A 13,427-nucleotide genomic window follows, 5' to 3' on the forward strand; every position below is an offset into this window, starting at 1 on the left:
GCGTGATCTTATCCGAAAAGTCTGCAACTTTTCGGGATCAAGCGCCCGGAATCAGTTTCATAAGATTTTCCAGCTCAAAACGTGCTGAATTGGAACGCGGCGCCCAGAAGCCACGCTCGATGGCCTCATAGAGCTTCGATGCGCTTTCGCTCAGTGCAGCGGGGTTTTTATCAAGCATGAAATCATGCACCGCCTTATCAGCGATATAAGCCTGATAGACCACCTCGAAATGATGATTGCCGACTTTGCCGGTCGTGGCCGCAAAGGCAAAGAGATAATCAACAGTAGCCGCAATTTCAGCTGCGCCCTTATAGCCATGACGCATCACGCCAGCGATCCATTTGGGATTCGCGGCGCGTCCACGCACCACACGCGAAAGCTCTTCTTCCAGCGTGCGGATCACCGGCTTTTCAGGCCGCGAATGGTCATTGTGATAAACCTCCGGCATTGAGCCAGTCAGCTTCTCGACGGTTGCGGCCATGCCGCCTTCAAACTGGTAATAGTCGTCGCTATCGAGCAGATCATGCTCGCGATTATCCTGATTCTGCACCACGGCCTGCACGGAACGAAGCCGCTCTTCAAGAAGTCCGCGCTCGGCCTGCCCTTCCTCGCCAGCGCCATAGGCATAGCCGCCCCAGACAAGCCATGCTTCGGCAAGATCATTACGACCGGCCCAGCCTTTTTCATCGATAAGAGCTTGCAAACCTGCGCCATAGGCGCCGGGTTTTGAGCCGAATACGCGATAACCGGCACGGCGTTCGGCGGTCTTTTCATCTGCGCCGCTTGCAATCAACCGCTCTCGCTCCGTTTTTATCCGCGCAGCGATAGGATTGTCTTCTGCATCTTCATCAAGTGCACCGATAGCGCGAACAGCTTTGTCAAACAGAGCAATCTGTTCCGGGAAGGCATCGCGGAAAAAGCCGGAGATGCGCAAAGTCACATCCACACGCGGGCGACCAAGCTTAGCGATTGGCACGATCTCGTAGCCCGTGACCCGACGTGAAGCCATATCCCAAACCGGCTTCACGCCGATGAGCGCCAGGGCCTGTGCAATATCGTCGCCGCCCGTGCGCATGTTGGATGTACCCCATGCAGTCAAACCGAACGAGGTTGGCCACTCGCCATGATCCTGCGTGTAACGCGTAATCAGCAGTTCAGCTGATTTACAACCCAGCTCCCACGCTGCCGGTGTCGGCACAGCACGGCTATCTGTCGAGAAGAAATTGCGTCCAGTCGGCAGAACATCAGGACGACCGCGTGTTGGCGCACCGGACGGTCCCGGCGGAACGAAGCGCCCCGAAATGGCCGATAGAAAGCCTTCAATCTCCGAAGGTCCGCATGATGTCACCATGGGCCGCAAATGTTCATTGATGGATTGCAGCACAGCAGTTGTCTGTACCCAATCATTAGGGCAATTCGCCGAGCCTTCAACAAATTGCGCCGCAAGCAATTCGATCCGTTCAACCGTATCGCCGACAATGCGCCAGCTTGCCGGACTTACAGCATTAAGCAATTGAGGCTTCGGCCCGACCCACGGATCAGCCATTGCACAATCGAGCGGATCGAACTCATCACCAAGCCCCGCATCTCTGGCGATAGCCCGTTGCAGGCTCTGATCGCCGGGCAGACCACCCAGCGAAACAGGAATGCCGCGCGGAACGCGTGCAAGTGCGACCAGCAGATCGGTGAGCAATCGCCCCTCGGGCGCCAGTCCAAAAATATGCAGGCCATCACGGATCTGCATTTCCTTGAGATCGCAGAGATATGCATCGAGCTTTTGCAGCGCCATGTCTTCATCGTCATGGGCATGGATGCCCGCATCACGATCAAGACCGATATCGCGCACCAGATCGAGTATCTGACCTTTGAGCCGCAACAGGCGGCGCGGATCAACACCCGACGCCTCGTAATATTCATCGACCAGCGCTTCGAGATCTTTGAGGGGGCCGTAGCTTTCCGCACGTGTCAGCGGCGGCGTCAGATGATCAATGATCACAGCACCCGCACGGCGCTTGGCCTGCGTACCCTCACCCGGATCATTGACGATGAAAGGATAGACATGCGGTGTGGGCCCGAAGACCGCTTCGGGATAGCAATTTTCCGATAGCGCTAGCGCTTTGCCGGGCAGCCATTCCAGATTGCCATGCTTGCCCATATGCACAATGGCATCGACCTCTGCCACATCACGCAAGTAAGCGTAGAAGGCGATATAGCCGTGCGGCGGCACCAGATCAGGCGAGTGATAGGTTTCTTTCGGATCGATATTGTACCCGCGCGCAGGCTGAATACCGACATGCGTTTCACCAAAGTGCATAAGCGGCAATGCGAAGGCATCAAGCTCGTTCGCAAAATAAGGATCGTTCTCCGGAGCACCCCAGCGTGCGTTCACTTCACCTTGAATCACACTGGGAAGCATTTCAAAGAAGCGCTTGTATTGATTCAGGGAAATGATTTCGCGGATTTCGCGTCCATCGCGTGCGGCATTGGTTGGCCCAGCCATAAGTTGGCGCATCAGGGCATCGCTATCGGCTGGAATATCACCGACTACATAGCCCTCACCTTTCATGGCGCGCAGCACTTCGACAGTACCGGCTGGCGTATCGAGCCCAACGCCATTGCCTAGCCGCCCGTCGCGATTTGGATAATTGGCAAGGATCAGCGCAACACGACGCTCCGGCGATTTCTTGCGCCTCAGCCGCACCCAACGCGCGGCAAGCTTTGCCACAAAAGCCACGCGGCCGTCATCCGGCTCATGAGTAACGATATTGGCTTCAACGGAAGCATCAAACTGCTTTGCCGATTTGAACGACACAGCGCGAGACAGCACACGCCCGTCGACTTCCGGAAGTGCCACATTCATCGCAAGATCACGCGCGAGCAGACCCTGCTGTGATGTTTCCCATACAGCCTTCGGCGTGCCTGAGAAAATCACCTGCAGAACCATGTTGCCGCGTTTATCCAGCACAGTCGGTTTGCGTTCTGCTCCTGGTGAGGAAATAGCAAAACCGGTAGCATTCAGCACGATATCCGGTGTGCAATCTTCAAACACACCGTCGACTACGGCAGCGGAAAGCCGGTCCTTGAGACTTGAAACAAAAACCGGCAGCGGGTTGAGACCCTGAGTCTTCAAGCCATCAATCAACGCTTCTACCGGTTGCGTCTGACCGCTTTGCACAAGAGCACGATAGAAGATTATTGCAGCAACTGGCGCGTCTGCGTTCGGCCAATGATTTTTAATACTATCAAGCGACGACACCGCATCACCCGGCCACCACAAACCAGCCTTCAATAGGGGCGTGGCTTCTTCCGGCTTTTCCAAACCAGAAATCATTGCAGCGCAATAGCTGAGGAAAGCGCTCGTATTCGCCGCTCCGCCTTCGATCAGATAATGCCAAAGTGCCTCGCGCTCGCTGACAGGCACATTGGAAAATCTGTCCAGACCATGATCAGGTTTGTCGTCGCCCGGCAGCACGGCTATCTTTGCCCCATGCGCAAGCGCAGAAGCATGCAGTGCCTCAAGCCCATAAGGCCAGTAGGTTTCACCACCAATGATACGCACCACGATCAGCTTCGCGTGACGTGCCGTGCGCTCCACATAGGTATCCACTGACATCGGATGGGTAAGGCTTAGAAAATTGGCGAGCCTTAGACTTGGCCTCAGACTTGGCCCGCCCTGCACAAGCTTATGAGCTTGGGCAAGGCTGGCCAATTCGGTGTCAGCAGCGGAAAGGAACAATATTTCGCCCGGCGTCTGGCCAAGATCGATGGCCTCGTTGCCGTCGCTGATCGTTCCTTTCTGGGCAAGCAATAAGTGCATTACGAAACAGCGTCTTTCACGGCTTTGGTGATTGCCTGCTCATCGATCTCATGCAGACCAATGACGACAAGGCGCGTATTGCGCACTTCATCTTTGCCCCATGGGCGGTCGAAATAATGCTCAATACGCGGACCAACGGCCTGCACAACCAGACGCATCGGCTTACCCGGTACGTCGACAAAGCCCTTGAGACGCAGAACATCATGTTCCGCAATCACGGCCATAAGCTTCTCGGTAAATGCCTTCGGATCGGCAACAGAGCCTGCTTCAACAACAAAGCTTTCAAACTCGTCGTGATCATGCTCATGGCCATCAGCATGATGGATTTCATGATGCGACTTGCGGTTGGCAATATCGTCTTCCGTACCCACGCCAAGACCGAGCAGTACATCGGCACCAAGCTTGCCAAAACTTGCCGACACCATATTGACGCGGCGTGTTGAGCGTTCAGCCACATCGGCCTTCACGATATCGAGTTTCGATGGATCAACGAGATCGGCCTTATTCAGAACGATAAGGTCGGCCGCATGAATCTGATCCTCAAAAAGTTCTTCTAAAGGGCTTTCATGATCAAGAGATTCGTCCGCTGCGCGCTGTGCATCCACCTTGTCGTGATCATCGGCAAAACGACCTTCAGCAACGGCGGCTGCATCAATCACAGTCACCACGCCGTCAACCGTAACCTGCGTCTTGATTTCAGGCCAGTTGAAGGCTGCGACCAGGGGCTGTGGCAGCGCCAGACCCGACGTTTCAATCACGATATGATCAGGACGATCCGCACGGTCGAGAAGCTTGGTCATGGTCGGAATGAAATCATCGGCAACAGTGCAGCAAATGCAACCATTGTTGAGTTCAATCACGTCTTCCTCACGGCAGCTTTCGATACCACAACCTTTCAGAATTCCGCCATCGACGCCCAGATCGCCGAACTCATTGATGATGAGCGCAATACGTTTGCCATTGGCGTTTTCCAGCAAATTGCGGATCATCGTGGTCTTGCCCGAACCTAAAAAGCCGGTGATCACGGTCGCTGGAATCTTTTGTCCCTGCATCGAATTATCCCTTCATTTTGAGCGACAGACCTGCCGCCATGAAATAAACTTCATCCGCCACTGATGCCACGGCCTGATGCAAAAAACCGGCATGATCGCGAAACTCCCGCGCCATCCGATTTTCCGGCACAATGCCAAGTCCAACTTCGTTCGAAACGAATACAACCGGACCTGAAAGCTGGCGCAACGCCGCTATCAGTGTCTTAGTTTCAGCAGCGATATTCTGCTCTGCCATCATCAGATTGGTGATCCAGAGTGTCAGGCAATCGACCAGCACAAAGCGGTCATGCCTTGCATGTTTTTCGAGCATTCCAACAAGATCAAGCGGTTCCTCCACCGTCTGCCATTCGCTTCCGCGACGATGGCGATGAATGGAGATGCGGCTTTCCATTTCCTCGTCGAATGCGCGTCCAGTTGCCAGATAGACTGGCTGAAGTCCTGAGTCTTCAACCAGTTTCTCTGCATAAGACGACTTACCGGAACGGGCTCCGCCGAGAACGAATGTAATTTTTCCTGACGAAGCCATTCCTATCAGCCTTCCACTTCCGACTTTGCGTAAGTCTGAATGAACCAGCCTAGTGCCAGACCGATCACAGCCCACATAAAGAGGTTGGTTGCCAGAGATGCGACAGCATATTGCGAGGCCAGCAGCGATGGAATTGGCGAGGAAATATCTTCCGGATGCGGCGCGCCATAAAGATGTGGTGCAACGATCAGCACCAGACCAAGGATCTTGGAAACCACTTCTCCACGCAGAACCAGCAGATAAATACCAACACCGCTCAAGACCACCGTGGAAAGCCACCAAAGCTGACGTTCAGCCAAATCCGCAGCGGGCATCGCAGGCAATTCCGGCGAAAGCCCTAAAGCTGGCAGGAAAGCGACCGTAAAGAAACCAGCCATACCCCAGAGAATACCGTTCTGCGGGGTGATGCGACGACCGAGCAGCAACGCTACACCGCCGAGCAGAAGCGCAAAACCTGCACCGGCCACGAGATTGGCAAGCAATGTATTGCCAAGACGACCAAACGGCAGTTCGGCTCCAGCTTCTTCACCTTCACTAGCAGCAGTTGCAGCAGCGGCATGATCATGTGGCGCGGCAGCTTCTGCTTCACCATGGCTGTGACCGCCGCCAGCGTCTTCATAAGTTTCCGCCTGAATGATGAGCGGAACAGTTTTCAAATACATGGCAGGCGTCACGAGAAGCCCTGCCAGAAGGCCAGCAGCAAGCGTGGCCAGAAGATAACGGATCAACATTCTTGTCCCTCAACAAAAAACTCGCGCCGACGGCCATTCACCATCGGGCGCTGCAAAGCACCAAATCCTAAAACAGACGCTTTAACTGCTCAGTGACAAGGAAAACCGTAAGAGTGACGCGTGTCATGCGCCGAATCATGCAGCGTATCCGAATGCGCGAGACCGACGCCGTAGATCAGGAAAGCGCCGAGCATGAGCGAAACCACCGCAGTACCAAGACGGGCAGCAAGTGGCAGAGGGAGTGTAGTTGAAAGTGAATTTTCTTTATGCGCAGCCATGACAACCTCCGTGCAGGCAGCAGGGAAAACCTCCCATCAGGTGCGGGCATAATGCCCTTCACGCAACAGGCAGGTCTCCTGGCTCACGGGTCGCAGGGTCTGAAGCTGCCTTCCCAGAAACGCTGATGGTTTCCAGTGGCTGCCGGTTAACCGGCTTGCCTCATCCCTCTCCGCTCTACAGTCGCGGGGTCGGCTGCGATAAAGACGCCCGGATTGGGTCCGTCCGTCGCATTCCCTTTTGGTATCGCCGGGGCTTCGTCCCGGCAAAACCTGTTGCATAAATCGACACTAGGCCTTCGCCAATGCGGCGTCAATCAGCCTATCGGGTATAGACGCTTGCGGGCAGCCTCCCCTCGAAGCCTTACCCAGTTGTCAATTGCATCCGCATTACGCAAAACTCTAGGCCGCAGCCAAAGCATAAGACCAACGATCAGCGTCCAGGCAATAACCACATCCGATAGAAAATGCGCACCCATAAACACACGATTCAACGAAATGAGCACCAACAATGGTACAAGGATAAGCGCGGCAACCTTACGTCTGCGGGCAGGAACAAAAACGAGCAGAGATAACATCACTGCTGCTGCAGACGATTCTCCTGATGGAAATGAGCAGTTGTTGCGACATATGCCCGCCAATTGCCATGCAGGCGTAAAATCGGACAAACCGCCAAACTCGATCAAATGCCTTGGCCGCGCTCTCCCTATGAGTATCTTCAAGCCTTGAACCAAGGCCCCCGACCCAAGGATAAAGGTCAAACTGACATAGAGAATTTTATGCGGTGCAATTGAAGGAAGCGGGCATCGCCACACCGCATACAATACCGGCAAGACCAACACAGCGATCAAAAAAAACCACTGACTTGACCGATGCATATCTCTTAGAGAAGTCCAAAAAAAATTCTCAGAAATAAAGAAAGAACCTGAACTAAAAAAATATCTTGATACAGCAAGATCAATTTGCGGAAAAATTATAAATACACCTGTGAAGGCAATAGAAAAATACAAAAACCTCTTATTCAAATCCGTATAATTATTATTAGTATTTTCTAATAAAATTGAATCAGACTTCACAATTACCTCTAAAAACAATACAAATAAAATATCAATTCAAGTAAATATTATTCTATATTTAAGACATAAATACTAAACTATAAATCGCAATAAATTCTGTCGCAAAAATTGCTAGAAATAATTTATTACGGAATGATTTTTGCAATAAATTCTTTGGGGTTTCATAACGTCTGATTTAAAATTAGGACAAACTAAATAGATCGTCGATATGCAGACAGCTTTCCAAACCTTCAGCCAACTCATCAAGTGCCGCTTCGATGCCAGCACGATAATTCCCGCCTGAGCTGCTTACGCCGAGTGCTGCGAGAAAATGCTGCCGAAAATCATCTGCTCCAAAAACACCATGCAGATATGTCCCTATGATCCGGCCATTCGCTGACATGGCTCCATCATCATGATCGCCAATGCGGGCAAACGGGCGAATAACATCTGCCCCCCCAGTGCGACCGATGTGAATTTCATAACCTTCAAGAGCTGTATCAAAGAGCACCGAGCGGGCCGCGACGTTACGCACAACTTTCTCCGGCTCCATCACAGTCTCAACGTCGAGCAATCCAAGTCCTTCAATCTCGTGAACCTGCCCTTCGATGCCTTCAGGATCACTGATGCGGCTTCCGAGCATCTGAAACCCACCACAAATGCCAAGCACATGCCCGCCGCGCCGCACATGGGCCCGTAAATCTCGCTCCCAACCGTTTTCACGGAAGGCAATCAGATCAGCTATCGTGGATTTGGTTCCCGGCAGAACGACAAGGCCCGCATCATGTGGCAATGGCTGCCCCGGTGGAACCATGACGACCTCGACTTGGCGCTCTGTTTTCAATGGATCGAGATCATCAAAATTTGCTATACGCGGCAGCATTGGTACTGCCACTTTTAAAGCTTTGGCATCACCGCGCGTTGCCCGCTCCAGCACGACCGAATCTTCTGCAGGCAAACGTGAAACTGCTTTGAGCCACGGAACGACGCCGAAAGACCGCCAACCCGTGAAGTCTGTGATCGCAGTCAAGCCATCATCAAACAGCGAAATATCACCGCGAAACTTATTGATAAGAAAACCACGCACCATCGCGCGATCTTCTTCCGACAAAATTGTGTGCGTACCGACCAGCGATGCAATAACACCGCCCCGGTCAATATCTCCCACCAGCACCACCGGCACATTGGCCTGGGTGGCAAAGCCCATATTGGCAATGTCGCCAGCGCGCAGATTGATCTCTGCAGGCGAACCGGCTCCTTCGATCAGTACAAGATCAGCGCCGTCACTGACAATGCCAAAAGATTCCATCACCGCCGCCATAAGTTGCGGCTTCAACTGCTGATAATAGCGCCCGCGGGCCTCTCCCCGCACTTGCCCCTGAACAATCACCTGACTGCCCATATCGGTTTGCGGCTTCAAAAGAACCGGATTCATATGAAAAGATGATGGCACACCGCAAGCCAATGCCTGCAGCCACTGCGCGCGGCCAATTTCGCCGCCATCGTCACTGACGGCTGCATTGTTGGACATATTTTGCGGTTTAAATGGCCGGACTTTCAGTCCGCGATTGCGGGCAACCCGGCAAAGACCCGCAACAAGCACGCTTTTGCCGACATCCGAACCCGTTCCCTGAAACATGATCGCGCGTGTCATGTCCCGTGCCTATCCCAAGTTTCTGCGACTGGCAATCGCTGCACCTTTCCGCAAGCTTATATGCAAAAATGCGCATCCGATTATTACAAAAGTGAGCAACATTATTCCAATGGAGCGTTGGCAGCAACGCGCCATTGTGATCTAGTCGGGCTAGGAGGCGCGGTGCTCATAGGGAGGAAACCATGGATACGGCGGACCAGAATCAATTCGAACTCAACGAAGACCAACTCGCTATTCAAGAGATGGCGCGTGGTTTTGCTGCCGATTTTGTAGCGCCTCACGCGCTGCAGTGGGATCGCGACAAACACTTTCCGATAGATGTCATTAAAGAAACCGGCCCACTGGGGATGGGTGGTATTTATGTGCGCGACGATGTCGGCGGCTCAGCGCTCAAGCGCTCGGATGCAGTCCTTATTTTTGAGGCACTGGCCGAAGCCTGTCCGGCTTTTTCGGCGTTTATTTCCATTCACAATATGGCTGCGTGGATGATCGACACATTTGGCGATGAAAACCAACGCCAGATGTTCCTGCCCAAACTGACATCTATGGAAACCCTCGCAAGCTACTGTCTTACCGAGCCTGGCTCCGGTTCCGACGCGGCAGCCCTTCGTACGCGCGCTGAGCGTGATGGCGAACACTATGTCATCAACGGAACCAAGCAATTCATTTCTGGAGCTGGCGCGACTGATCTTTACGTTACCATGGTGCGTACCGGCGAGGACGGCCCAAAAGGAATTTCTACTCTCGTTGTGCCGAAAGATGCACCCGGACTGTCTTTTGGAGCCAATGAGCACAAGATGGGCTGGAATATGCAGCCAACTCGCACAGTCATTTTCGACAATTGCCGCGTTCCAGTTGCCAATCGTTTGGGCGACGAAGGTACCGGCTTCAAGATTGCAATGGCCGGACTTGATGGCGGAAGGCTGAACATCGCCGCATGTTCAATGGGCGGTGCGCAATCAGCACTTAACAAAGCGCTGGAGTATTGCGGGCAGCGCAAAGCTTTCGGCCAGACGATTGATCGTTTTCAGGCTTTGCAGTTCCGCCTCGCCGACATGGAAACCGAGCTTTCGGCCGCACGCCAGCTCCTTTACACGGCCACAAGCAAGCTCGACCGCAAAACCCACGACGCAGGCAAGTGGTCTGCTATGGCCAAGCGTTTTGTGACAGACACAGGTTTTGATGTCGCCAACGACGCTTTACAACTTCTTGGCGGCTACGGCTATCTGCACGATTACGGCATCGAAAAGCTTGTCCGCGATCTGCGCGTTCACCAGATCCTTGAAGGTACAAACGAGATTATGCGCGTCATCATTGCACGCCAGCTGATCGGACGCTGATACACATATTGAATGGGAGAAAATCATGGCCACTATCGCATTTATCGGCCTCGGCAATATGGGCGGCCCAATGGCCGCCAATCTGGTAAAAGCCGGGCATAAGGTCATAGGTTTCGATTTATTGCCTGCTCATCTTGAGGAAGCGAAAGCCAACGGGCTCCAGATTGCTGCAAGTGCTGCGGACGCTGTCAGCGATACGGATGCAGTCATCACCATGCTGCCCGCAGGTAGACATGTTCTTTCGGTTTATGAAGACATCGCGCCTAAAGCCAGAAAAGATTCAGTTTTCATCGATTGCTCGACAATCGATGTTGATTCGGCGCGCAAGGCACACGAGATCGCGACCAGATACGGTCACCTTTCGATCGACGCGCCTGTATCTGGCGGGACAGGCGGCGCTGCCGCAGGCACGCTCACCTTCATGGCGGGCGGCAGCGATGACGCATTTGGCAAAGCAGAGCCAATTCTCAAGCCTATGGCCGGCAAAATCGTCCATTGCGGTGGCGATGGTGCGGGACAGTCCGCGAAAATCTGTAACAACATGATTCTGGGCATTTCCATGATTGGCGTCAGTGAGGCGTTTGTACTGGCCGAAAAACTGGGCCTCTCTCATCAGGCGCTGTTCGATGTAGCCTCAACATCCTCCGGCCAATGCTGGTCCCTGACCACCTACTGCCCAGTACCGGGCCCAGTGCCAACTTCGCCCGCCAATCGTGATTACAAACCCGGATTTGCAGCAGCTCTGATGTTGAAAGACCTGAAGCTTTCGCAGGAAGCCGCTAAAAGTGCTGGCGCAGCAACACCGTTGGGAGCACATGCGGAAGAACTTTACAGCCGCTTCGACAGTGACGGCCATGGCGGAGAAGATTTTTCGGGCATTATCAATTTTCTACGCGCAACCAAAGCGGGGGACTAAAACTTCTGGGTAAAAAATACGATGTCGTTATGCCCGAGGTAAATGCACGAAGATTTAGAGCTGTTCCGACGTTTCAACCGTAACTGGAACCGCTCTAAGGAGTTTTTCTCCAGAAAAGTGAAAAAACTTGCTTTGTTTAGATTTGCTTAAGTATCTGATAACCGTCCGGTAACGATGTTGCGCTAAAAGGGAGCAAGAGACGGGTCAAACCCTCTCGTTGCTCCGGATCTGGTACTGCGTACCGGAGCTTCAGTCTCTCCCGCCTGTGTATTGTTTGGCGGGAACGCCATGCGTTTTTGGCAAGACCGTGCACCTGACGAGGCAGCGCGGTTTTTGCCGTTGTTATAATTATAACTTATCCGTGATTTTTGCATAAGAATTAGCTGCTGCGATTGAATTAAGGCCACAATCCTGTGAAAGCTAGCCGCTGCTTGCTAGCCGAACAAAACCTAATTCTTTCTGGGGCCAATAGATTTTGAATACAACAAGACCAATAACGGCACCTTCAGCCGAAAAAAATACCTTCGGTCTGCCGGCGGCAGTGCTTTTTGTCCTTTGCTATTTCGCCTTCCAGGCAGTTTTTGTCACGCTTGTATCAAATGGTGCTGGCCTTGATGATGCCGAGCAGCTCGCCAATATCGGCTATCTCGATTGGGGATATGGCGGCTCGCAGCCCCCGCTCTATACATGGATAACAAATATCGCCGCCTCGGTGCTTGGCACCTCAATGCTGACGCTGCAAATCGTCAAATTCGGCATGCTTGCAAGCTTGTTCCTGAGCGTGTTTGGCGCAATGCGTTTGCTCGGTTTCTCGCGCATTGTTGCATCCACATCGATGCTGGGGCTGTTTCTCGTGCCGCAGATTGGCTGGGAATCTCAACGAGCGCTGACGCATTCCATCGCAGGTACAGCAGGATGTGGTTGGGCCTTCCTGGCTTTCGCCTGGCACATGCGTTCCCGTCATGTGGGTTCGGCAGCCGTACTTGGAATTACCATGACGGCGGCCATTCTGGGTAAATTCAACGCATCGATCTTCGTTATCATGCTGATCGCTACCGGCCTGTCTGTTCCAGAATATAGAAGAATCCTTCTTTCCAAGCTCTCGCTGGTTACCATTCTTGCCTTCGGCGCTTCATTCGCACCGACCGGTTCGTGGATGTTGGCGCATAAATCAAGCGTCATCGCCCGATCTGCCAAGCTGCAAATTGGCGCTTCCGGTAATCTTTTTGCAGATCGTTTGAACGGCGTGGGAAGCTTCGTTGAAGCGGCATTTCTGTTTTCGATCGTTGTACTTGCGATTGCCGGAATTATCGCACTCATTCATTTCAAAGAACGTACATCGCCGCCAAAGCCATTCTCACCCGGCGAAACATTCATGCGTCACCTGCTGGTGATCGGTATGCTGATCGTATTTTTTGGCGTCGTTGCTGCAGGCGTGAACAATATTAAGGATCGTTGGTTGCAGCCAGTACTATTCTTGTTGCCTGCAGCGACCGCTGCCTGGTTTTCGCATTATCGCGCTGGTAGTAATGCTCTACGCGATTTCGCGAGGGTCAGCATTTTTGCGGCACTGATCGTACCGCCTATTCTTGGTTATTATCTGACATATGGCTCAAGCACACCGCCTTATGGGCAACTGGAATATCAGCGGCTTTATGATGAAGTGAAGCAGCACGGTGAGTTTAAGACTATCCTCACAGACAATGCACAGATCCCGGGGAATTTCCGCTTATTTGATCCGTCGCTTCAGGTCATTCACCCCGAAACGCCTTTTGGTGCGGCAAATGCTGCCAGACCCACTCTGGTCATGTGGTTTGGAGAAGCAACGCCCAACGAGCGTATAACTGCGCTTATCAATGAGGCGCAAATCACGGTTCCTGAGACGGGTATCACCACGACCACAATCGCGTATAAAACCCGTCCAGACATGAGTATGAAAGTAAGTTATTTCCTGCAAAATTAAAGCACTTCCAGCAAAAGCGTGAAGCGGTTTTTCGTAGGATAATACGTAAAAAAGTCAGAGTGGTTTCAACGTTTCAGTCTAAACTGGAACTGCTCAAA

The 13,427-nt window shown here is 52.8% G+C and carries 10 protein-coding genes and 1 riboswitch; of the genes, 3 read left to right on the plus strand and 7 right to left on the minus strand.

Going from position 1 to position 13,427, the window contains the following annotated elements; all coding sequences use genetic code 11:
• Nucleotides 1-37 precede the first annotated feature (37 nt).
• The 7 genes from cobN to ACSME1_RS02365 all read right to left on the minus strand — a co-directional run bounded on the left by cobN (nt 38) and on the right by ACSME1_RS02365 (nt 9,110).
• Nucleotides 38-3,817: a cobaltochelatase subunit CobN gene (gene cobN / locus ACSME1_RS02335; protein ID WP_435654933.1), complete on the minus strand. Its 3,780-nt coding sequence runs from the start codon at nt 3,815-3,817 to the stop codon at nt 38-40.
• Nucleotides 3,817-4,869 carry a cobalamin biosynthesis protein CobW gene (gene cobW / locus ACSME1_RS02340; protein ID WP_105705808.1) on the minus strand — a complete coding sequence of 351 codons (1,053 nt, stop codon included), beginning with the start codon at nt 4,867-4,869 and terminating at the stop codon, nt 3,817-3,819. The genes cobN and cobW overlap by 1 nt, the downstream gene beginning before the upstream one ends.
• A gap of 4 nt (nt 4,870-4,873) precedes the next feature.
• A complete protein-coding gene (gene cobU, locus ACSME1_RS02345; protein WP_100558823.1) occupies nt 4,874-5,395 on the minus strand; it encodes a bifunctional adenosylcobinamide kinase/adenosylcobinamide-phosphate guanylyltransferase in 522 nt (173 codons plus the stop codon).
• 5 nt (nt 5,396-5,400) lie between these two features.
• Complete coding sequence (locus tag ACSME1_RS02350) at nt 5,401-6,126, minus strand: CbtA family protein (RefSeq protein ID WP_100558822.1); 726 nt, start codon at nt 6,124-6,126, stop codon at nt 5,401-5,403.
• Nucleotides 6,127-6,215: 89 nt separating this feature from the next.
• Nucleotides 6,216-6,404, minus strand: coding sequence for a CbtB domain-containing protein (locus ACSME1_RS02355; protein ID WP_024898918.1), 189 nt, complete (start codon nt 6,402-6,404; stop codon nt 6,216-6,218).
• Between the two features lie 51 nt (nt 6,405-6,455).
• Nucleotides 6,456-6,693: riboswitch (cobalamin riboswitch) on the minus strand.
• 25 nt (nt 6,694-6,718) lie between these two features.
• Complete coding sequence (locus ACSME1_RS02360) at nt 6,719-7,477, minus strand: phosphatase PAP2 family protein (protein WP_210202166.1); 759 nt, start codon at nt 7,475-7,477, stop codon at nt 6,719-6,721.
• A 181-nt stretch (nt 7,478-7,658) separates the two neighbouring features.
• Nucleotides 7,659-9,110 (minus strand): cobyric acid synthase, encoded by a 1,452-nt coding sequence (locus ACSME1_RS02365; protein ID WP_105705805.1) that lies wholly within the window; start codon nt 9,108-9,110, stop codon nt 7,659-7,661.
• A 182-nt stretch (nt 9,111-9,292) separates the two neighbouring features.
• Between ACSME1_RS02365 and ACSME1_RS02370 the strand changes: the two genes are divergently transcribed.
• From ACSME1_RS02370 to ACSME1_RS02380, 3 genes are all read left to right on the plus strand, one after another.
• On the plus strand, nt 9,293-10,450 hold the full coding sequence (locus ACSME1_RS02370; protein ID WP_105705803.1) for an isobutyryl-CoA dehydrogenase: 1,158 nt from the start codon (nt 9,293-9,295) through the stop codon (nt 10,448-10,450).
• Between the two features lie 25 nt (nt 10,451-10,475).
• A complete protein-coding gene (gene mmsB, locus ACSME1_RS02375; protein ID WP_105705801.1) occupies nt 10,476-11,366 on the plus strand; it encodes a 3-hydroxyisobutyrate dehydrogenase in 891 nt (296 codons plus the stop codon).
• Nucleotides 11,367-11,907: 541 nt separating this feature from the next.
• Nucleotides 11,908-13,329, plus strand: coding sequence for an ArnT family glycosyltransferase (locus ACSME1_RS02380; RefSeq protein WP_235822346.1), 1,422 nt, complete (start codon nt 11,908-11,910; stop codon nt 13,327-13,329).
• The last annotated feature ends 98 nt before the right edge of the window (nt 13,330-13,427 follow it).

This window comes from Brucella pituitosa, assembly GCF_965577835.1.
GTDB classification, from domain to species: Bacteria; Pseudomonadota; Alphaproteobacteria; order Rhizobiales; family Rhizobiaceae; genus Brucella; species Brucella pituitosa.

Coding starts and splice junctions, on each gene's coding strand:
- cobW (WP_105705808.1), bottom strand. CDS start 4,869: ATGCAGGGACAAAAGATTCCAGCGACCGTGATCACCGGCTTTTTAGGT.
- ACSME1_RS02350 (WP_100558822.1), bottom strand. CDS start 6,126: ATGTTGATCCGTTATCTTCTGGCCACGCTTGCTGCTGGCCTTCTGGCA.
- cobU (WP_100558823.1), bottom strand. CDS start 5,395: ATGGCTTCGTCAGGAAAAATTACATTCGTTCTCGGCGGAGCCCGTTCC.
- cobN (WP_435654933.1), bottom strand. CDS start 3,817: ATGCACTTATTGCTTGCCCAGAAAGGAACGATCAGCGACGGCAACGAG.
- ACSME1_RS02355 (WP_024898918.1), bottom strand. CDS start 6,404: ATGGCTGCGCATAAAGAAAATTCACTTTCAACTACACTCCCTCTGCCA.
- ACSME1_RS02370 (WP_105705803.1), top strand. CDS start 9,293: ATGGATACGGCGGACCAGAATCAATTCGAACTCAACGAAGACCAACTC.
- ACSME1_RS02365 (WP_105705805.1), bottom strand. CDS start 9,110: ATGACACGCGCGATCATGTTTCAGGGAACGGGTTCGGATGTCGGCAAA.
- mmsB (WP_105705801.1), top strand. CDS start 10,476: ATGGCCACTATCGCATTTATCGGCCTCGGCAATATGGGCGGCCCAATG.